The sequence below is a fragment of the Spongiactinospora sp. 9N601 genome, from assembly GCF_044326295.1.
Classification (GTDB): domain Bacteria; phylum Actinomycetota; class Actinomycetes; order Streptosporangiales; family Streptosporangiaceae; genus Spongiactinospora; species Spongiactinospora gelatinilytica.
The window spans coordinates 14,584-36,686 of the sequence record NZ_JBIRBB010000031.1 but is presented as its reverse complement, the minus strand read 5'-3'; the positions used below and the strand labels follow the sequence as shown (position 1 = coordinate 36,686).

General features: G+C 73.7%; 8 protein-coding genes. 6 read left to right on the top strand and 2 right to left on the bottom strand.

Features of this window, described 5'->3' with window-relative positions; all coding sequences use genetic code 11:
• Positions 1–8 precede the first annotated feature (8 nt).
• Both ACH34R_RS42085 and ACH34R_RS42080 read right to left on the bottom strand, forming a co-directional pair.
• Entirely contained in the window at positions 9–2,096 is a 2,088-nt protein-coding gene (locus ACH34R_RS42085; RefSeq protein WP_397567217.1) for an MMPL family transporter, read from the bottom strand.
• A 14-nt stretch (positions 2,097–2,110) separates the two neighbouring features.
• Positions 2,111–3,289 (bottom strand): aromatic ring-hydroxylating dioxygenase subunit alpha, encoded by a 1,179-nt coding sequence (locus ACH34R_RS42080; RefSeq protein WP_397567216.1) that lies wholly within the window; start codon positions 3,287–3,289, stop codon positions 2,111–2,113.
• A gap of 314 nt (positions 3,290–3,603) precedes the next feature.
• Between ACH34R_RS42080 and ACH34R_RS42075 the strand changes: the two genes are divergently transcribed.
• The 6 genes from ACH34R_RS42075 to ACH34R_RS42050 are packed head-to-tail and all read left to right on the top strand — an operon-like array spanning position 3,604 to position 22,059.
• A complete protein-coding gene (locus tag ACH34R_RS42075) occupies positions 3,604–9,126 on the top strand; it encodes an SDR family NAD(P)-dependent oxidoreductase (RefSeq protein ID WP_397567215.1) in 5,523 nt (1,840 codons plus the stop codon).
• A 15-nt stretch (positions 9,127–9,141) separates the two neighbouring features.
• Positions 9,142–18,027 (top strand): amino acid adenylation domain-containing protein, encoded by an 8,886-nt coding sequence (locus ACH34R_RS42070; RefSeq protein ID WP_397567214.1) that lies wholly within the window; start codon positions 9,142–9,144, stop codon positions 18,025–18,027.
• 10 nt (positions 18,028–18,037) lie between these two features.
• On the top strand, positions 18,038–19,375 hold the full coding sequence (gene ccrA / locus ACH34R_RS42065) for a crotonyl-CoA carboxylase/reductase (RefSeq protein ID WP_397567213.1): 1,338 nt from the start codon (positions 18,038–18,040) through the stop codon (positions 19,373–19,375).
• 45 nt (positions 19,376–19,420) lie between these two features.
• Positions 19,421–20,005: a DUF308 domain-containing protein gene (locus ACH34R_RS42060; RefSeq protein WP_397567212.1), complete on the top strand. Its 585-nt coding sequence runs from the start codon at positions 19,421–19,423 to the stop codon at positions 20,003–20,005.
• A gap of 3 nt (positions 20,006–20,008) precedes the next feature.
• Positions 20,009–21,091 (top strand): pyruvate dehydrogenase (acetyl-transferring) E1 component subunit alpha, encoded by a 1,083-nt coding sequence (gene pdhA, locus ACH34R_RS42055; RefSeq protein WP_397567211.1) that lies wholly within the window; start codon positions 20,009–20,011, stop codon positions 21,089–21,091.
• Positions 21,088–22,059 carry an alpha-ketoacid dehydrogenase subunit beta gene (locus ACH34R_RS42050; protein WP_397567210.1) on the top strand — a complete coding sequence of 324 codons (972 nt, stop codon included), beginning with the start codon at positions 21,088–21,090 and terminating at the stop codon, positions 22,057–22,059. The genes pdhA and ACH34R_RS42050 overlap by 4 nt, the downstream gene beginning before the upstream one ends.
• Positions 22,060–22,103: the final 44 nt, after the last annotated feature.

Sequence of the window (22,103 nt, the reverse complement as noted above, 5' to 3'; positions counted from 1 at the left end):
CCCCGCGCTCAGCGTTCGTCGGCCTCCACCGGGACGTGGGGCCGTTCCGGCTCGGCCGCCCGCGGCACGCGGCCCGGCCACCAGAAGCGGTCGCCGAGGATCAGCGCCAGGGCGGGCACCAGGACCGTCCGCACCAGGAGCGTGTCGAGCAGTACGCCGACGCCGACGATGACGCCGATCTGCGCGGCGAGGATCAGCGGGATCACGCCGAGCACCGCGAACACGGCCGCGAGCAGGATGCCGGCGCTGGTGATCACCCCGCCGGTGACCCGCAGCGCGTTCAGCATGCCGGCCCGGGAACCCATCTCGGCGGCGTCCTCCCTGGCCCGGGCGACCAGGAAGATGTTGTAGTCGACCCCCAGGGCGACCATCAGCACGAACGCCACCAGCACGACGCCGGGGTCCAGCGCCGGATAGTCCAGCACGTGCCGGAACAGCAGCCAGCTCGCCCCCAGGCTGGCCAGGAACGACACGCCCACCGTCACGACCAGCAGCAGCGGCGCGACGAGACAGCGCAGCAGCGCCACCAGCACCAGGCCGACGAGGGCCAGGATCACCGGAAGAATCACGCCGGAGTCGCGCTGGTAGGCGTCCAGGGTGTCCAGGGCGGAGACGATCCCGCCGCCCACCACCGCGTCGGCGTCCGGTACGGCGGCGACCGCCGTCCGCAACTCGCGGATGGCCCGGTCGGACGCCTCCGTCCCGGGTTCGGGCCGCAGCACGACCGAGACGCGGGCGAGCGCCGGAGTGCGCTCGGCGACCTCGGCTCCCGCCACGTCCGGCACGGCCCTGGCCGCCTGGACGACGCGCTCGGCGGCGGCCGGGGCGGTCAGTACCGCGACGGGCTGGGATGCCCCCGCGGGGAACACGCGGGCCAGCGCCTCGGCGCCGAGCACCGCCTCGGGCTTGTCGCGGAACTGCTCGTTCTGCGACAGGCCGACCTGCACGCCGAAGGCGCCCGCCGTCATGCCGCCGAGCAGCACCACGCTCGCCACCGTCACGAGACGCGGACGGCGAGCCACCGCGTCGCCCAGCCGTCCCCAGACCCGCCCCACCGAGGTGACCGCGCCCACCCGGGGTACGAGCGGCCAGAAGATGCCCCGCCCGCACAGCACGATCGCGGCGGGCAACACGAGGAGCGCGGAGATCACGGCGAGTACGACGCCGATCGCGCAGGCGATGCCGAGCGCCCTGGTGCCCTCCGCCGACGCCAGGAGCAGGCTCAGCAGCGCGACGAAGATGGTGCCGCCGCTCGCCAGGACGGCCGCCCCGGTACGGCGCAGCGCGGTGCCCATCGCGGCGAACCGGTCGGCGGTGCCGAGCAGTTCCTCGCGATAGCGGGCGATGAGCAGCAGCGCGTAGTCGGTCGCCGCGCCGAAGACCAGCACGCTGGCGATGGCGAAGGTCGCGCCGTCAGGGGCGAGGTCGAGGCGCGGCAGCACATGCTTGACGACGTGCAGCGTGACCTGCTCGGTGACGGCGACGACGAGCAGCGGCACGATCCACAGGATCGGGCTGCGGTAGGTCACCAGCAGCAGCACCGCGACCACGAGCACGGTGGTGAGCAGCAGGGTCGTGTCGGTGCCCGCGAACATGGTGGACAGGTCGGCGGCGAACGCGGGCGCGCCGGTCACCTGGGCGCGCACGCCGTCCGGGAGGCGGCCGGTGAGCGCGGCCCGCAGTGCGGCGACCCGCTCGGCGGTCTTCGCCTGGTCGCCCGCGGGCAGCGGGACGGTGAGGACGGCGACCGTGCCGTCCGGAGCCACCTGCGCGGGCGCCACCGGGCCCCCGGCGGCGACCCGGCGCAGCGCGGGCGCCTGCGCCTCCAGCGCCGACCGGTCGGCCGGGGACAGCGCCGCGCCGTCCGCGCGGCTCGCCACGATGAGCGCCGGCTGTGTCCGCGCGGAGGGCAGCCGGGCGAGGAGCGCCTGCGCGCGCACGGACGAGTACGAGTCGTCCAGGTTGGCCACGCCGACCTGGAACGGCTCGGGCTCGGGGGCGGGCACCATCAGCACCCCGACGGCCCCCGCGACCGTGAACAGCAGCGCCAGCCAGGCGCGCAGGCGGGACAAACGCGGTACGGAGCGCGTGGCCATGACGTCGGCCGGCCTCACCGGTTCTGCGCGCTGAGGTCCCGCTCGGGCTCCAGCCCCAAGCCGTCGCCGCCCGCCAGCATGTCGTCGCAGACCCGGTGGAAGTGCGTGAGCAGGCACTCGCGCTCGCTGAAGACGTTCTGCCGGTAACCGGACGACCGCGCGACGGCGGCCACGTCGGTCCACTCCATCACGTCCTCCTGGATGACGCCCTTGAAGAGAGTCCAGAACAGGTCGACGGTCTCGCGATACTCCTGGTCGCCCGCGTCGTCGTACTGGAGCTCCCACGCCTCGAAACGGGTCTTGTCCACGCTGAGCGGCACCGCCCGGAAGAGCTGGGTGTGCAGCCGGTGGGCGTTGAAGACCGCGGTGGGGAACAGGGCGTAGTTGCAGATCGCCAGCGCCGTGTGGTCGAGGGTCTGGCGCAGCTCCTCCAGCACGCCGATGAACGGCACGACCATCATGCCGTTGCGGCCGAACACGTCCATCGTGGACTGGCGGCCGTCCTTGGCGTCCTTGGGCGGGACGTTGTGCAGCGCCTGGGCGTGGTAGTACTCGCTGAACGCGTCGATGACCACCTTCCAGTTGACGTCGACCTCCCACTCCAGCTTCTCGACGAGCTTCATGTCCTCCATGCGGAAGGCACCCAGGTCGGCCGCGATCTCCTGGCCGATCCAGTCGATCAGCGGCCCGGCCACGCCAGGGCCGGCCAGGACCGCCCACACCCAGCCGCCCCACTCGTCCACGTCCACGGCGGGGGCGCACAGCCCGGCCAGCACTTCGGGATCGAAGTCGGGGCGGTCGGGAACCCCGGTCACCCTGCCCTCGGGGGTGTAGGCCCAGTTGTGCCACCGGCAGGTGAACCGGCGCGCGCCCTTGCCGCTCGCCGGGACGATCCGCGCGCCCCGGTGCTGGCACACGTTGTGGAAGGCGGACAGCCCGCCGTCCTCGCGCCGGGTGATGACGATGCTCTCGCCGTGCCCCTGCCAGACGTGGTGGTCGCCGGGCTCGCCGATCTCCGCCGAGCGGCAGATGACCTGCCAGCTCCGGTTGAGGATGCGGAACCGCTCCTGCTCGTACCGCTGGGGGTCGCGGTAGACGTCGGCGTCGAGAGTCGAGGGCCCGATCGGCGGCACATGGGGAACGCCGGGCCCGAAACGGACCGGCAGATCGCCGCGAGTGGGGTTGAAGACCATGTCGACCTCCTGCGGGTCAGCGCAACGTAAATCGTGGGTTATTCGTCAAGGCCGGTCGAATGAAAATTGTGGGAGAGTCGCCGTCATCGGAATCGCCGGGGTCGCATAACGCATGCGACGGCACAGGCACTGGCACCGTACCATCGATTCTGTGCGGCCGGGCAGGCGAAATTCCGCCGTCGTTTCTGCCTGGACCGCGACTGCTCGGCTCTCCATCATTTTGAGGGTGACGCATCGCCCACCTGCCACGTCGCCGTGCGGGAGCGGAGGAAGAGGAGCCAGGTGACACGTGACCAGGACCGGGCAGGCGTCCGGTGAGTACCGAGCAGAAGCTCCGCGATTATCTGAAACGGGTCACCGCAGAACTGCTGGAGACCCGTGAACGGCTGGCCGACGCGGAAAGCGGCGGCGAGCCGATCGCCATTGTCGGAATGGCTTGCCGATTTCCCGGCGACGTGAACTCGCCGGACGACTTCTGGCGCCTGATGATACGCGGTGGAAGCGGAATCTCCGATATTCCCGGCGACCGCGGGTGGCGCCTCGCGGATGACGTTCCCCGGCGCGGCGGATTTCTCCGCGACGCCGCCGGCTTCGACGCCGGCTTCTTCGAGATCTCGCCGCGTGAGGCGCTGGCGATGGACCCCCAGCACCGGCTGTTGCTGGAGACCGCCTGGGAGACCCTCGAACGGGCCGGTATCCCGCCGGACTCGCTGCGTGGCTCGTCCACCGGCGTGTACGTCGGCATGATCAGCGGCGACTACTCGACCATGCTGAACGCGTCGGCGTCCGGCGTCGCCGGGTTCGGCGGCTACTACCTCAACGGCAACAGCGGCGCGGTGGCGTCCGGGCGGATCGCCTACACGCTGGGCCTGCACGGTCCCGCCGTCACCGTGGACACGGCCTGTTCCTCCGGGCTGGTGGCCCTCCACCACGCCTGCCAGGCGCTGCGCCAGGGCGACTGCGCGACGGCCCTGGTCGGCGGAGTGGCGGTCACCGCGACGCCGACCCTGCTGACGGAGTTCACCCGGCAGGGCGGGCTCGCGCCGGACGGCCGGTGCAAACCGTTCGCCGCCGCCGCGGACGGCACGTCGTTCTCCGAGGGCATCGCCATGCTCGTCTTGCAGCCGCTGTCCGAGGCCCGCTGCGCGGGGCGCGAGGTGCTGGCCGTCGTGCGCGGCTCCGCGCTCAACCAGGACGGCGCGTCCAACGGCCTGACCGCCCCAAGCGGGACGGCCCAGCAGCAGGTGATCCGGCAGGCGCTGGCCGCCGCCCGGCTCACCCCCGACCAGGTGGACGCCGTCGAGGCGCACGGCACCGGCACCACTTTGGGCGACCCGATCGAGGGCGAGGCGCTGCTGGCGGTCTACGGCGCGAGGCGTCCACCGGACCGCCCGCTGCTGGTCGGCTCGGTGAAGTCCAACATCGGCCACACGCAGGCCGCGGCCGGCCTGGCCGGGGTCATCAAGACGGTGCTCGCCATCCGGGCGGGTGTGCTCCCCGCCAGCCTCGGCATCGACGAGCCGACCCCGCACGTGGACTGGTCGGCGGGCGGCGTGCGGCTGCTCACCGAGGCCACGCCGTGGCCCGAGACCGGGGCTCCGCGCCGGGCGGGGGTCTCCTCCTTCAGCTTCAGCGGCACCAACGCGCACGTCCTGGTCGAGCAGGCGCCCGCCGAGGATCACGCGGAGACCGGCGAGGCGGTGCCCGCGGCGCCGATGCCCGCCGTACCGTGGGCGCTCTCCGCCAAGTCCGCGACGGCGCTGCGCGCCCAGGCCGCCCGGCTGCTGGACCACCTCGACCACTCGGACCACCTGGACACCGGGCCGGGCGTCACCGCCGCCGACGTCGGCTACTCCCTGGCCACCACGCGGACCGCGCTGCGGCACCGCGCAGTGGTGGTCGGCGCGGACCTCGCCGAACTGCGGGCCGGGCTGGCCGGGCTGGCGGCGGGGGAGCCCGCGGGGTACGCGGCCCAGGGAGTGGCCCAGGCCACCGGCCGTCCCGGCGTGGTGTTCGTGTTCCCCGGCCAGGGCGCGCAGTGGGCGGGCATGGCCGGGCCGCTGCTCGCGTCGTCGCCGGTGTTCGCCGGCCACGTGGCGGAGTGCGCGCGGGCGTTCGAGCCGTACCTGGACTGGTCACTGATGGACGTCCTGCTGGACCGGCCGGGGGCGCGCGGCTTCGACGAGGTGGACGTCGTCCAGGTCGCCTTGTTCACGATGCTGGTCTCGCTCGCCGCGACCTGGCGGTCCTACGGCGTCCACCCCGCGGCCGTCGTGGGGCACAGCCAGGGCGAGATCGCCGCCGCCTGCGTCGCGGGCGCGCTGTCGCCGGCCGACGCGGCGCGGGTGGTGGCGCTGCGCAGCCGGTTGATCAGGGAGGAGCTGTCCGGCCGCGGCGGCATGGCCTCGGTCGCGCTCCCGGCGGCCGAGACGGGCGAACTGCTCGCCCGGTGGACCGGCCGGCTGTCCGTCGCCGCCGTCAACAGCCCGTCGTCCACCGTGGTGGCGGGCGATCCGGACGCCCTCGCGGAACTTCTGGCCGAGTGCGCGGCGCGCGACATCCGCGCCCAGCGGATCGCGGTGGACTACGCCTCGCACTCCCCGCACGTCGATGCCATCGAGGGCGAGCTGCGCCGGCTGCTGGCCCCGATCGAGCCCCGTGAGTGCGCGGTGCCGTTCTACTCGGCCGTGAGCCCCGGCCCGATCGACGGCCGCGCGCTGACGGCGGATTACTGGTTCGAGAACCTGCGCCGCCCGGTGGACTTCGCGGGCGCGGCCGGGGCGCTGCTGGACGACGGCCACCGGATCTTCGTCGAGTGCGGCCCGCACCCGGTGCTGGCCCTCGGGCTGGAGCAGGTCGCCCAGCACCGGGGCGTCGAGGTGAGCGTCACCGGGACGCTGCGCCGCAACGACGGCGACCTCGCGCGGTTCCTGACCTCGCTGGGCGAGGTCCACGTGGCGGGCGGGCCGATCGGCTGGCCGTCCGTCTTCGCCGGGAGCGGGGCGCGGCGCGTGCCGCTGCCCACCTATCCCTTCCAGCGCCGGCGGTACTGGCTCGACGCGCAGGCGGACGGCACGGCGGACGTGCGCGCGGCCGGTCTCACCGCCGCGGACCACCCGCTGCTGGCCGCCGCGGTCGAACTGGCCGGCACGGGCAGAGACGTCCTCACCGGCACGGTGTCGCTCGCCGGGCATCCCTGGATCGCCGACCACGCGGCGGCCGGGACGGTCCTGCTCCCGGGCACGGCCTGCGTGGAACTGGCGGCGCACGCGGCGGCCCGGTACGGGCTCGGCGGCGTCGAGGAGCTGACCCTGCACGCGCCGCTCGCCGTCCCGGAGGACGGGGACCTGACGCTGCAACTGGCCGTCGGCGAACCGGACGACACCGGCCGCCGGTCGCTCACCCTCCACTCCCGCCTCCCCGACCAGCCGTGGACCCACAACGCCCAGGGCACCCTGCGCTCCACCCCACCTGCCCCCGGCGCGGACGACATCGGTGGGGTGTGGCCGCCGCCGGATGCGGTGGAGATGGACATCGGCGGGATCTATGACCGGCTGGCGGTCCTCGGCTACCGGTACGGCCCCGCGTTCCAGGGCCTGCGGCGGGTCTGGCGGCGCGGTGGTGACCTGTTCGCCGACGTGGCCCTGCCGGAGACCCCCGCCATCTCCCGGTACGCCCTGCACCCCGCGCTGTTCGACGCCGCGATGCACGCCGTGCTGGCCGACCGAGCCGACTCCGCCCCGGAGGGCGGGGAACTGCGGCTGCCGTTCGCGTGGCGGGGCGTGACCATCCGTCCCACCGCCGCCACGGAGCTGCGGGTTCGCATCACACGCACGGCCGAGGACGAGGTCGCGATGTCCGCCACCGGCCCGGACGGCGTGCCGGTCGTCACGGTGGACTCGCTCGCGCTGCGGCCCGTCTCCGTGGACCGGCTGCGCGCCGCCGCCGGGCGGCACCGCGACGCGCTGTTCCGGCTCGACTGGCCGGTGCTCCCCGCGCCCGCCGTCGAGCCGCCCCGCCCGGAGCGGTGCGCGGTGCTCGGCGGCGGTGACGCCCACCCGGACCTGGCGGCGCTGATCCGCGCCCTGGACGACGGTGCCCCCGCGCCCGACGTGGTGTTCGCGCCCGTGCGCCCCGCGGAATCCGTGCGGGACACCCTCGCCGCGACGCTCGGCCTGCTGCGCGGCTGGCTCGCCGACGACCGCCTCGCCGCCGCCCGACTGGTGATCCAGACCACGGGCGCGGTGTCGGTGGCGGGCGACGGCTCCCCGGACCCCGCCGCGGCGGCCGTCTGGGGCCTGGTCAGGTCGGCCCAGTCGGAGCACCCGGACCGGTTCGTGCTGGCGGACACCGACGACGCCGCTGGGTCCGCCGACGCGCTGCGCGCCGCGGTGGCCGTCCGCGAACCCCAACTGGCGATCCGTGCGGGCACGGTACGGACGGCACGCCTGGTCCGGGCCCTGGAACCGGCGAGCCCGCCGCCCGCGATCACCGGGCGCGTCCTGATCACCGGTGGCCTCGGCACCGTGGGCGGCTTGGTGGCCCGGCACCTCGTCGCCGAGCGGGGCTGCACGAACCTGCTGCTGCTCGGCCGCCGGGGCATGGACACGCCCGGCGCGGCCGAACTCGTCGCGGAGCTGACCGCGCTCGGCGCGGCCGTCGAGGTGGCCGCCTGCGACGCGGCCGACCGCGCCGCGCTCGCCGCGCTCCTCGCCGACCGGCCGCTCGCCGCGGTGATCCACGCGGCCGGCGTGATCGACGACGGCATCCTCGCCGCGATGACCCCCGAACGGCTGGACCGGGTGCTGCGCCCCAAGGTGGACGCGGCGGTGAACCTGCACGAGCTGACCCGCGGCCACGACCTGGTGGAGTTCGTGCTGTTCTCCTCACTGTCCGGCGTGCTCGGCCGAGCCGGGCAGGCCAACTACGCGGCGGCCAACGCCTTCCTGGACGCGCTCGCCGAGCAGCGGCGCGCGCTGGGCCTGCCCGGTCTCTCGCTGGCCTGGGGGCAGTGGGCGCGGGGCAGCGGGCTGACCGGCGAACTCCGGGCGGCGGACCTGCGCAGGCTCGCCGCCGTGGGCGTCGTGCCCATGCCGGCCGAGGAGGCGCTCGCCCTGTTCGACGCCGCCCGCGCGGGCAAGGACGCCGCGCTGGTCACCGCCCGGCTTGACCTGCCCGCGCTGCGCGCGGTGGCGGACGACCTGCCGCCGGTGCTGCGCTCGCTGGTGCGGGTGCCGGGCCGGGCGACCGGCCCGGAGGCCGAGGACCTCGCGGGCGCGGACGCTTCGCTGCGGCGCGAGCTGGCCGGGCTCGGCCCGGCCGACCAGGAGAGCCGACTGGCCGACCTGGTGCGGTCGAAGGTGGCGGCCGTGCTCGGCCACCCCGAGGGAAACGGCGGCTCGATCGATCTGGACCGGCCGTTCAAGGAACTCGGGTTCGACTCGCTGACCGCGGTCGAGCTGCGTAACCGGCTGGGGTCGGCGACCGGGCTGCGGCTGCCGGTGACCCTGGTGTTCGACCATCCGACGCCGGGCGTCCTGGCGGCGTACCTGCGCACGGAGCTGACCGGCGGCGACGCGGCGGCGGACGACGCCGACCAGGTGTCCGCCGCGATGCTCCGGCTGCGCTCGGCGATGGCCGGGGCGGCGCTCGACGACGCCGCCCGCGGCCGGCTCATTACCGGGCTCAAGGACCTGCTGCGGGAATGGGGCGACGCGCGGGAAGAGCCCGCGGTCGCGGTGGAGACCGCTGGTGTGGACGAGCTGTTCGTGCTCCTCGACGAGGAGTTCGAGGCGTCCGACGTGGGCGGGAACCCGCACCCGTGGCACGACAACTAACGCGAGGTGCTGGCTGTGGATACCTCTCCCGAGTCGTTGGTGGAAGCGCTGCGCGCGTCGCTGATCGAGAACGAACGGCTAAGGCGGCGCTCTGACGACCTGACGGCCGCGGCGCACGAGCCGCTGGCCATCGTCGGCATGGCCTGCCGGCTGCCGGGCGGCGTGACGGCCCCGGCGGAGCTGTGGCGACGCCTCCTGGACGGCATGGACGCCGTCGGCCCGTTCCCCGCCGACCGCGGCTGGGACGTCGAGGCGCTGTACCACCCGGAGCCGGGCCACCCGCGGACCTCGTACGTCCGCGACGGCGCCTTCCTCTATGACGCCGCCGACTTCGACGCCGCCTTCTTCGGCATCTCGCCGCGCGAGGCGTTGACCACGGACCCGCAGCAACGGTTGCTGCTGGAGTGCTCCTGGGAGGCGCTGGAACACGCCGGGCTCGACCCGCACTCCCTGGCCGGCACCAGGACCGGCGTCTACATGGGCCTGATGTACCACGAGTACCTGAACAACACCAGTTCCGGCAGCGTGGCCTCCGGGCGGATCTCCTACACGCTGGGCCTGGAGGGCCCGGCCATGACGGTGGACACCGCGTGCTCGTCCTCGCTGGTGGCGCTGCACGCCGCGGTGACCGCGCTGCGGCTCGGGGAGTGCTCGCTCGCGCTGGTCGGCGGCGCGACCGTGATGGCCACCCCGCAGGTCTTCGTCGAGCTGTCACAGCAGCGGATGCTGGCCCCGGACGGCAGGTGCAAGCCGTTCGCGGCGGCGTCCGACGGCGTCGGCTGGGCCGAGGGCGCGGGCGTCGTCGCCGTGGAGCGCCTGTCCGACGCCCGCCGGCTCGGGCACCGGGTGCTCGCGCTGATCCGGGGCTCCGCGGTGAACCAGGACGGCGCGAGCAGCGGCCTGACCGCGCCCAACGGCCCGTCGCAGCAGCGGGTGATCCAGCAGGCGCTGGCGAACGCCCGGCTGTCGGCCGCCGACGTGGACGTGATCGAGGCGCACGGCACCGGCACCCGGCTCGGCGACCCGATCGAGGCGCAGGCCCTCCTGGCCGCCTATGGCCGGGACCGGGACCGGCCGGTGCTGATCGGGGCGCTGAAGTCGAACATCGGGCACACCCAGGCGGCGGCGGGGATCGCGGGCGTCATCAAGACGGTGCTCGCGCTGCGGCACGGGACCGTCCCGGCCACCGTCCATCTGGACGCGCCCTCGCCGTACGTGGACTGGTCGGCGGGGGCCGCCGAGCTGGTGACCGAGACGCGGCCGTGGCCGCGGACCGATCGCCCGCGCCGGGCCGCGGTCTCCTCCTTCGGCCTGAGCGGCACCAACGCGCACGTGATCCTGGAGCAGTCCCCCGAGCCGTCCGCCGAGCAGGATCCGGAGCCCGAGGCGGACGGGCCGGTTCCGTGGGTGGTCTCGGCGCGGTCCGCCGCCGCCCTGCGCGGGCAGGCCGCCCGGCTGCTGGACTTCGCGACGGACAACCCGGGCGTACCGCCCGCCGAGGTCGCCCGCGCGCTCGCCGTCCGGTCGTCCTTCGAGCACCGCGCCGTCCTGGTCGGGCGGGACCGCGCCGAGCTGCTGGACGGGCTGCGGGCGGTGGCCGAGGACGGTGACGCCCCCGCCGTGGTGCGCGGGGCCGGGCGGGCGACCGGCCGTACGGTGTTCGTGTTCCCCGGGCACGGGTCGCAGTGGGTCCGCATGGCGGCGGACCTGCTGGACGACGAACCGGAGTTCGCCCGCGAGCTGGAGACCTGCGACCGGGCCCTGCGCGAGCACCTGGACTGGTCGGTGGCGGACGTGCTGCGGGAGGCGCCCGGCGCGCCCGCGCTGGAGGGCGTCGAGGTGGTGCAGCCCGCGCTGTTCGCCGTCATGGCGGGGCTCGCCGCGGTCTGGCGGGCGCACGGCGTCGAGCCCGCCGCGGTGCTCGGCCACAGCCAGGGCGAGATCGCCGCCGCCTACGTCGCCGGGGCGCTCACCCTGCCCGACGCGGCGCGGATCGCCGCGCTGCGCAGCCGGGAGATCGCGCGGTCGATGGAGGGCCGCGGCGGCATGGCCGTGGTCGCGGCGACCGAACAGGTCACCGCCGATCACCTCGAAGCCTGGAGCGGCAAGCTCGCGGTGGCCTCGGTCAACGGCCCGGCCTCCACCCTGGTCTCCGGAGACGCCGCCGCGATCGACGAACTGCTGCTGCGCTGCGAGACGGACGGCCTGCGCGCCCGCCGGGTGGCCGCGAACTACGCCCCGCACTCCCACCACGTGGACGCCATCCGCGACCGGCTGCTGACCGACCTGGCCCCGGTACGGCCCGGCCGCGCGGTCGTGCCGATGTTCTCCTCGGTGACCGGCGACTGGCTCGACACCACCGGTATGGACGCCGGCTACTGGTTCCGGGTGCTGCGCGGGCAGGTGCGGTTCGCCTCGGCGGTGACCGCGCTGCACGAGGCGGGCTTCGATTCCTTCGTCGAGGTCAGCCCGCATCCGGTGCTGGTGACGGAGTTGCAGGAGACGCTGGAGGCGACCGGCCGGCCGTTCACCGCGAACGGCACGCTGCGCCGCGGTCAGGGCGGGCGGGAACGGCTGCTGCGGTCACTGGGCGAGGCGTACGCGGGCGGCGTGCGGGTCGACTGGCGCTCGGTGCTGCCGGACGGCCCGCACCCGGCCACCGACCTGCCGACGTACGCGTTCCAGCGCAGGCGGTTCTGGCTCGACACCCCCTCGCCCGGCGTGACCACCGGATCCGACCCCTTCGCCGAGCTGCCGGAGGAGGACGAGTCCGCCGGTGACCCGCGCGAGCCGTTGCTCACCGGCTCGCCCGAGGAGCGCCGCGCGGCGGCGGCCGGGCTCGTCGTCCGGGTGGTCGCCAACGTGCTCGCCCACGACTCACCCGGCGACATCCCGGTGGACGCGGCCTTCCTGGATCTCGGCTTCGATTCGCTGACCGCGCTGGAGACGCGCAACCGGCTGAACCGGGCGACCGGGCTGACCCTGCCGGTGAGCATGGTGTTCGACCACGCCACCCCCGCCGCGCTGGCCGAGTTCCTGGTGTCCCGGATGGCTGCGGAGGGCGGCGACGACGCCCCGGACGACGCGCTCGACCTGCTGCGGATCGCCGAGAGCCGGCGCCGCTCGCGGTCCGGGGAGCCGATCCCGCTGTCCTTCGCCCAGCAACGGCTGTGGGCTCTGGACCGGCTCGTGCCGCACAGCCCGGCCTACAACGCGGCCTTCTCCCTGGCGCTGGACGGCCCGCTGCTGCCCAAGGCGGTCGAGCTGGCGGTCAACGAGATCGTTCGGCGGCACGAGAGCCTGCGCACCACCTTCCCCAGCGAGGCGGGCAGGGCGCGGCAGGAGATCGCACCGAGCCTGCACGTCCCGGTGCCGGTCGTCGATCTGTCGGGGGTGGGCGCGGAGGAGCGCGCGGCCGAGTGCGCGCGGCTTGTGGACGAGGAGGCCCGGCGCGGGTTCGACCTCGCGACCGGCCCGCTCGTGCGGGTGGTGCTGTTCCGCCTCGGCCCGGAGACCCACAAGATCCTTTTCGTCATGCACCACATCGTGGTGGACGTGCTGTCCGGCGGGATCTTCGCCAGGGAGCTGGCCGTCGCCTACGAGGCCTACGCGAACGGCCGCGTCCCGGCCCTGCCGGACCTGCCCGTGCAGTACGCCGACTACGCGATCTGGGAGCGGCGCCGGCTCGACGGCGACGCGCTCGCCGCGCGGCTGGCAGGCTGGCGGCGGCTGCTCGCCGACGGCCCGCCCGGCGTGGAGCTGCCCACCGACCGGCCCCGGCCGGCGATCCAGCAATTCCACGGCGGCGGCCTGAGCTTCGAGGTGGGTGCGGAGGTCACCGCCGCGCTGCGCGCGTTCAGCGCCGAGCACGGGGTCACGCTGTTCACCACCCTGCTGGCGGCGCTCAAGGTGGTGCTCTACCGCTACGCGGGCGACACCCAGGGCACCGGCGCGGTGGTGGTCGGCACGGCGATGGCCAACCGGCAGCACGAGGCCGTGCGCGACCTCGTCGGCTTCTTCGTCAACACGGTGGTGCTCCGGACCGAGCTGGGCGACGACCCGACCGTGGCCGACCTGCTGGCCCGGGTGAGCGGGGCGGTCAGGCACGCCTACGACGAACAGGACCTGCCGTTCGAGGCGCTCGCCACGGAACTGGGCGTCGATCGCGGCCCGGCGGGCAAGCCGCTGGTCCAGGTCGTCTTCGACATGAAGCGGTACAGCACCGAGACCGGCCCCGCGGGCATGGCGCTGGACGTGGTGGAGGTCCACACCGACACCAGCAAGTTCGACGTCGAGATCTCGGTCAGCGAGCAGCCGGACTCACTGCTGGTGGACGTCGAGTACAACAGCGAGATCTTCGACCACGACACCGTCGATCGGTTCCTCGCCGGGTACCGGGTGCTGGTGGAGGCGTTCGCCGGCTCGGCCGAGCGGCGGGTGTCGCGGCTGCCGGTGCTGCCGCCGGACATGGAACGGCGGCTGCTCGCCGAGTGGAACGACACCGACGTGACGTATCCGCCGGAGCTGAACCGCTGCCTGCACACCCTGATCGAGGACGCGGCCGACCGGTGGCCGGACGCCGTCGCCGTGGTGTTCGAGGACGAGGAGGTGACCTTCGCCGAGCTGGACCGCCGGGCCAACCGGGTGGCCCACCGGCTGCGCCGGATGGGCGTGCGGCCCGATCAGCCGGTCGGCATCTGCGTCGAACGCTCGGTGGAGATGGTGGTCGGCCTGCTCGGCATCCTCAAGGCCGGCGGCGCCTACCTGCCCATCGACCCGACCTACCCGCGCCAGCGGGTGGCGTTCATGCTCGGCGACGCCGAACCGGGGCTGCTGCTGGTGCAGCGGCGGCTGGCCGGACGGCTACCCGAGCACGGGGCGGTGACCGTGCCGCTGGACGCGCCGGGCGAGTTCGACGATGAGCCGGACACCCGCCCGGACAACGTCACCGGCCTCGACGACCTGGCGTACATGATCTACACGTCCGGCTCGACCGGGCATCCCAAGGCGGCGATGATCACTCATCGCGGCGTCGTCAACCGGCTGCTGTGGATGCAGGACGCCTTCGGCCTCACCCCGGACGACCGGGTGCTCCAGAAGACCCCGTTCAGCTTCGACGTCTCGGTGTGGGAGTTCTTCTGGCCGCTGCTGACCGGCGCGCGGATGGTGGTGGCCCGCCCTGAGGGGCACAAGGACCCCGAATACCTGACCACGCTGATCCATCGGCACGGGGTCACGACGCTGCACTTCGTGCCGTCGATGCTGCGGGTCTTCCTCCAGCACCCCGGGATCGAGCGCTGTGCGTCGGTCGTCCGAGTGATGGCCAGCGGCGAGGCGCTGCCCCCGGCGTCGATCCGGTCGCTCTACGAGCGCTGGCCGCAGGCCACGATCCACAACCTGTGGGGGGCGACCGAGTGCTCCGTGGACAGCACGTGCTGGGAGTGCCCGCGCGCCCCCGACGTCGTGTCGCTGGGCACGCCGATCGCCAACACCCAGATCTACATCCTCGACCGGCACCTCAACCCGGTGCCGATCGGCACGCCGGGCGAGGCGTACATCGGCGGGGTCGGCGTCGCCCGCGGCTACTACCGCAGGCCCGAACTGACCGAGCAGCGGTTCCTGCCCGACCCGTTCCGCCCCGGCGCCACCCTGTACAAGACCGGCGACCTCGCCCGCTTCCTGCCCGACCGCACGATGGTGTTCCTCGGCCGGAATGACTTTCAGGTCAAGGTCCGCGGCATGCGGATCGAACTGGGCGACATCGAGACGGCACTGGCCGAGCACCCGATGGTCGGCGAGGTCGTGGTGCTGGCCCGGGAACTCCCGCAGGACGCCGAGGACAAGCAACTCGTCGCCTACGTCGTCCCCGAGGACGGCGCGGCGCCCCCCGAGGCGTCCGCCGACACCCGCGTGTCGCAGTGGCAGGGCCTGTTCGACCAGAGCTACCGGCGCGATGCCGCCACCGACGAGGCCGACTTCAACATCATTGGCTGGAACTCCAGCTACACCGACGAGCCGATCAGCGTCCCGGAGATGCGGAGCTGGCTGGACGCGACGGTGGAGCGGATCATGGCGCTGCGCCCCCGCCGGGTACTGGAGATCGGCTGCGGCACCGGCATGCTGCTGGCGCGGATCGCCCCGCACACCGAGCGCTACTGGGCGACCGACATCTCCGCGGCGGTGCTCGACTCCACCCGCGCCACCCTGCTGCCCCGCCTGCCCGAAGGCGTGGACGCCCGCCTCTTCCAGCGCGACGCCAACGACTTCACCGGCCTCGCGGACGAGCGGTTCGACGTCGTGGTGCTCAACTCGGTCGCGCAGTACTTCCCCGACGCCGACTACCTGTCCGAGGTGATCGGCAAGGCGCTCGCCCGGCTGCGGCCCGGCGGCGCGCTGTTCCTTGGCGACCTGCGCAACCTCGCCATGCTCGACGCCTTCCACGTGGAGGTCGAGCTGGCCAGGGCCGAGCCGGGGCTCACCCTCGGCGGGCTGCGCGGCCGGGTACGGCAGCGCGCCTGGCACGAGCGCGAGCTGGTGATCGCGCCGGAGTTCTTCAGCGCGTTGCGCACCGAGATGCCGGAGATCTCGCGGGTCGAGGTGGCCGTCAAGCGCGGCGACCACCACAACGAGCTGACCCGCTACCGCTACGACGTGGTGCTGCGCACCGGCGAGGTCGTCGGCGACGGGCCCGAGCCGGTGCTCGCGCCCTCGGCCTCGCCGGAGGAGGTCCGCCGGACGCTCACCGCCGGACGGCCGGACGCGCTGCTGGTGGAAGACGTCCCCAACGCCCGCGTCGCCGAGATCAACGGCTTCCTGGCGGCGGCGAAGGACGCCCCCGACGACGCCGTGATCGACCGGTTGCCGGGCGCCCGGGCGGGCGGCGTCGAGCCCGAGGTGTGGTGGGACATGGCCGGGGAACTGGGCTACCGCGCCGACATCGCGTGGACCGGCGGCGCCGCCGACGGCAGGTACCGGGTGCTGTTCCGGCGCGCCGACCTGCCCGGGGTCGCCGAGTACGGCCCCGACTGGACCGGCCCCGCCGAACCCGGCCGCGCGCTTCGGCACTACTCCAACGAGCCGATGCTGGCCGAGCTGAGCCGCTGGCTGAGCACCGACATCCCGCGTTTCGTGCGCGACAGCCTGCCCGACTACATGGTGCCATCGGCCGTCATCGCGGTGCCGGAGTTCCCCACCGACGCCAACGGCAAGCTGGACCGCCGGGCGCTGCCGGCGCCGGTGCGGTCCGTGCGCCCGGCCGCGGAGGTCGTCAAGCCGAACACCGAGGTCGAGGAACGGCTCGCGGCCATCTGGCGCGATGTGCTCGGGCTCGCGGAGGTGAGCGTCGACAGCGGCTTCTTCGCCCTGGGCGGCGACTCCCTGCTCGGCATCCAGATGATCAGCCGGGCCACCGCGCAGGGCATGGACCTCAGCCCTCAGGACGTCTTCAACAGCCCGACCATCGCGGAACTGGCCGCGCTGGTGGAGTCGCGCGGCTCCGTGACGGCCCCGGCCGCCGTGGAGCGGGACCTGAAGCTGCTGGACTGGGCCCGCATGCGCTACCCCGAGGCCGAGGACGCCTACCCCACGACCGGCATGCAGACCCGCATGATCGAGGCCGCCCTCCGCAACCCGGGCATCGGATTCAACATCACCCACCAGCGGTTCCGCTTCGAGGGCGCCGGGTTCGACCCGGTGGCGCTGGAGCGCGCGTGGCAGCACACCATCGACCGGTACCACTCGTTCCGCGCGAGCTACGTCCGGCACGACGACGGCCGGTGGATCCAGGTGATCCACCCCGGCGTACGGCTGACCATCGACACGCACGACCTGCGCGGGCTCTCGGAGCGTGAGCAGAACCGCCGGATCGAGGTGTACGTGGACGCCGCCCGGCGGCGCGGCTTCGGCGGCCCGCCGCCCCAGATGGCGCTGTCGCTGTTCCGCCTGGCCGACGACGTCTACGAGCACGTGCACATGTTCAGCCTCCCGGCCCAGGACGGCTGGAGCTACCAGATCATGGTGGTCAACCTGCTGGAGGCGTACCGCGCCCTGGTGGCGGGCCGGGAACCGGCCGTGCTGCCGCCGTCCCGGGCGTACGGCGACTTCTGTACCGAGTATGCCCGGCGGGACACCACGGCGGCCGAGGAGTTCTGGCGGCAGGAACTGGCCGGAACCGCGTTCCCGCCGCCGGCCATCACGCTGCCCGCCGACCTGCGGCGCACCGACCTCGCGCCGACGCTGCTCCAGGCGAGCTTCTCCATCCCGCCGGAGGTCGCGACCAGGCTGTCCGGGCTCGCCAAGCGGACCGGGATCAGCATCAACACCATCCTGCACGGCGCGTGGGCGATCATGCTGAGCGCCATCACCAAGTCGCCCGAGGTGGTGTGCGGCGCGGTCTTCTCCGGCCGGAGCACCACGTCGGTGGACGTGGACCAGGCGGTGGGCATGATGTTCAACGTGCTGCCGGTGGTCGCGCGGGTGGACCACGCCGAGCCGCTGCCGTCCTGGCTGGCCGGGCTGCACGAGAAGATCTCCGCGATCAGCGACCACGAGTACATCTCCCCTGCGGCCCTGCACGAGATCACCGGGGCTCCCGAGGAGGAGCCGCTGTTCGAGAGCTACTTCGTCAGCGAGACGCTGCCCGGCTTCGGGTCCAACCTGGACACGTTCATGTCCGTGCTCAACGCGGTACCGGTGCAGGTCCTGGCCCAGACCGAACATCCGCTGCGGGTCGAGGCGGCCGTGGCGTACGACACCGTGTTCGTCTCGATCAACTACCGGTCCGGCTTCTTCCCGGACGGGGCGGTCACCCGCTGGTGTGAGCAGTTCGAGCGACTGCTCACGGCCGTCGCGACCGCGCCCGAACGTTCCGTGGGCGAACTCGTGCCCGACCTCGCCGAGTGAACGGAGTGACATGGATCTGCTGAGTGAGGCCGTGCTGTCCGGCGCGTCCCCGGACGAACTGGCCGCGGCCCCGGTGCCCGACCGGTACCTGGCCGCGCACCTGCGCATCGAGGACGCCGGGATGTTCACCGGCGTCGAGGACAAGGACGTGCGCAAGTCGCTGCGGGTCGGCCCGGTGCCGATGCCGGAGCTGGCACCGGACGAGGTCCTGGTCGCGGTGATGGCCGGCGCCGTCAACTACAACACGGTGTGGTCGGCGATGTTCGAGCCGCTGCCGACGTTCGGCTTCCTGCAGCGGTTCGCCAGGACCGGCGGGTACGCGCGGCGGCACGATCAGCCGTACCACGTCGTCGGGTCCGACGCGGCCGGCGTGATCGTGCGGACCGGCTCCGGCGTACGGCGGTGGCGGGTCGGCGACCACGTGGTGGTCAGCGTCGCCTACGTGGACGACCAGGAACCCGCGACGCACGCCGACGGGATGCTCGGGGCCGAGCAGCGCGCCTGGGGCTATGAGACCAACTTCGGCGGTCTGGCTCACTACGCCGTGGCCCGCGCCAGTCAGCTCCTGCCCAAGCCGGCGCACCTGACGTGGGAGGAGGCGGCGACCATCACGCTGTGCGCGGGCACCGCCTACCGGATGCTGGTGAGCCGCCAGGGGGCCGGCATGAAGCAGGGCGACGCCGTCCTCATCTGGGGCGCGACCGGGGGGCTCGGCGCGTACGCCGTGCAGATGGTCAAGAACGGCGGCGGCATCGCCATCGGCGTGGTCAGCTCGGAGGAGAAGGCGGCGGTGCTCCGCCGGCTCGGCTGCGACGTCATCATCAACCGCGCGGAGATCGGCGTGGACCTCGCGGCCCTGGAGCCGCAGGACACGATCGCGGTCGGCAAGCGGTTCGGCAAGATCATCCGCGCCGAGATCGGCGAGGACCCGCACATCGTCTTCGACCACGTCGGCCGGGCGACCTTCGGCCTGTCGGTCTTCCTCGCCCGGCGCGGCGGCGTCGTGGTCACCTGCGGGTCCAGCACCGGCTACCAGCACCACTACGACAACCGGTACCTCTGGATGAACCTCAAGCGGGTGATCGGCAGCCACATCGCCAACCTCCAGGAACAGGCCGAGTGCATGCGCCTGTTCGCGCTCGGCAGGCTGTCGCCCGCGTTGTCCACCCTCTACGACCTCGCCGACGTCGGCGAGGGCGTCCGCCTGATGCAGACCAACTCCCACATCGGCAAGGTCGGCGTCCTGTGCCTCGCGCCGAAGCCGGGGCTCGGCGTCACGGACCCGGCCACGCGCGCCAGGATCGGCGAGGCCCGCATCAACCCGCTCCGCGACCTTGGCGGCCGGTAGATGGTCCGCCCGCCGGGGGCGGCCACGCCCCGAATCCCGCCGTGGTTGAACATCCGGCTCGGCGTGGTCGACGTGCTGACCGGCGTCCTGCTGATCGCTCTGTCGGCCGACCCGATGTCCACCATCCGGGTGATCATCGCCATCTCGCTGCTGGTCTCCGCCTTCAGCGAGTGGTACACCGCCGTGTTCGCGGTACGGCGGCGCACCCTGCACGGCCTGCTCGGGTTCGCCTGGACCGCGGCGGCGGTGCTGGTGGCGGCCTGGCCGGGGATCACCGTCGGGGTGCTGGCGACCGTGCTCGGCGTCGTCATGGTGGGGGAGGGTGTGCTGCGGATGTACCGCGACCGCGACGACCCCGACGACCGGACCGCGCTGCGGGTGAACGGCGTGGCGACCGTCCTGGCGGGACTCGCCCTGCTCGCCCTGGCCGTGGCCGGTGCGGCGGCCCTGACCCTGACGGCCGTGGCGGTCGTCTACGCCGCGCGGACGGTGCTGGCCGGGGCGGAACGGCTGGTCGCGCGGCTGAGCGCGGGCGGGCGGGTGGCCCGCTGGGCGCGGATCGCCGGCCCGCTCGCCGTGACGCCGCCGCTCGTGCTGGCGGTGCTGCTCGTGGCGGTCCTGGTCAGGTAGCGGATGAGCCTCGTACGACTGCTCACCCCGGACGGCGAACGGGTGGAACACCCCGGCTACGACCTCGACGTCACGCCGGAGGAGACCCGTTCGCTCTACCGCGACCTCGTCATCGTCCGGCGCCTGGACCAGGAGGCCACCTCGCTCCAGCGGCAGGGCGAGCTCGGCCTGTGGGCGCCGCTGCTCGGCCAGGAGGCCGCGCAGGTCGGCTCCGGGCGGGCGCTGGCCGCGGCGGACATGGTGTTCCCGACCTACCGGGAGCACGGCGTCGCCTGGTGCCGCGGAGTGGACCCGCTGAACCTGCTCCGCCTGTTCCGCGGGACGACTCACGGCGGCTGGGATCCCGCCGGGCACAACTTCCACCTCTACACGCTGGTGATCGGCAGCCAGGCGCTGCACGCCGTCGGTTACGCGATGGGCGTGCAGCGCGACGGCGGTGACGACGCCGCCACGCTGGCCTACTTCGGCGACGGCGCGACCTCGCAGGGCGACGTCAACGAGGCGCTCGTGTGGGCGGGCGTGTTCAACGCGCCGATCGTGTTCTTCTGTCAGAACAACCAGTGGGCGATCTCCGCGCCGACGGAGCGGCAGAGCCGCGTCCCCCTCTACCGGCGAGCCGAGGGCTTCGGCATCCCGGGCGTCCGGGTGGACGGCAACGACGTGTTCGCCTGCCTGGCGGTGACCCGCAAGGCGCTGGCCGACGCCCGCTCGGGGCGCGGTCCGACCATGATCGAGGCGCTGACCTACCGGATGGGCGCGCACACCACCTCCGACGACCCCACCCGCTACCGCGACGCCGCGGAGGTCGACGAGTGGCGGCGTCAGGACCCGATCGAGCGGGTCCGGGCCCATCTCGTGCGTGACGGGCACGCCGGCCCGGACTTCTTCGCCGAGATCGAGGCCGAGGGCGACGCGCTCGCCCTGGACCTGCGCGAGCGGTGCCGCGCGCTGCCCGACCCGGCACCCGAGGCGATCTACGAGTACGTCTACGCCGAGCCGCACCGGCCGCTGGCGGCCGAGCGTGCGGCGTTCGCCGCCTACCTGGCGGGATTCGACGACGACGCGGCCGGAGGCGAGGCCCGATGACCACGCTCAGCCTGGGCAGGGCGATCAACGAGGGCCTGCGCAAGGCCATGGAGGACGACCCGAAGGTCCTGGTCATGGGCGAGGACGTCGGCAGGCTCGGTGGCGTGTTCCGGGTCACGGACGGGTTGCAGAAGGACTTCGGCGAGGACCGGGTGATCGACACCCCGCTGGCCGAGTCGGGCATCGTGGGCACCGCCATCGGGCTGGCGCTGCGCGGGTACCGGCCGGTGTGCGAGATCCAGTTCGACGGTTTCGTGTTCCCGGCCGCCGACCAGATCATCACCCAGCTCGCCAAGATGCCGATGCGCTCGCTCGGCGCGGTCAGGCTGCCGGTGGTGGTCCGCATCCCGTGCGGCGGCGGCATCGGGGCGGTGGAGCACCACAGCGAGTCGCCCGAGGCGTACTTCGCGCACACCGCGGGCCTTCGGGTGGTGGCCTGCTCCAACCCGGCGGACGCCTACGCGATGATCCAGCAGGCGATCCGCTGCGACGACCCGGTCATCTTCTTCGAGCCCAAGCGGCGCTACTGGGACAAGGCGGAGATCGACCCCTCCGCCGCGCCGCCGTTCGACCGGGCGCGGGTCGTGCTGCCGGGCACCGACGTCACCCTGCTCGCGTACGGGCCGATGGTGAAGACCTGCCTGGAGGCCGCCGCCGCGGCCCGGGAGGACGGCCGTTCGCTGGAGGTCGTGGACCTCCGCTCGCTCAACCCGCTGGACGTGCCGGCGATCGTCGCGTCGGTGCGGCGCACCGGGCGGTGCGTGGTGGTTCATGAGGCCCCCGTCTTCTGCGGGTTCGGCGCCGAGCTGGCCGCCCGGGTCACCGAGGAGTGCTTCTACCGGCTGGAGGCCCCGGTGATCCGGGTGGGCGGGGCGGCCACGCCGTACCCGCCGGCGCGGCTGGAGGAGCACTACCTGCCCGACCTGGACCGCGTCCTGGACGCGGTGGATCGCACGTTCGCGTACTGACCACGGCCCACGGCGAGTGGTGAGGAGCGGCGCGAACGCCTCAT

Bases quoted from the DNA above. Each gene is read 5' to 3' on its own strand.
- pdhA (WP_397567211.1), top strand. From the start codon at position 20,009: ATGAGCCTCGTACGACTGCTCACCCCGGACGGCGAACGGGTGGAACAC.
- ACH34R_RS42085 (WP_397567217.1), bottom strand. From the start codon at position 2,096: ATGGCCACGCGCTCCGTACCGCGTTTGTCCCGCCTGCGCGCCTGGCTG.
- ACH34R_RS42080 (WP_397567216.1), bottom strand. From the start codon at position 3,289: ATGGTCTTCAACCCCACTCGCGGCGATCTGCCGGTCCGTTTCGGGCCC.
- ACH34R_RS42050 (WP_397567210.1), top strand. From the start codon at position 21,088: ATGACCACGCTCAGCCTGGGCAGGGCGATCAACGAGGGCCTGCGCAAG.
- ccrA (WP_397567213.1), top strand. From the start codon at position 18,038: ATGGATCTGCTGAGTGAGGCCGTGCTGTCCGGCGCGTCCCCGGACGAA.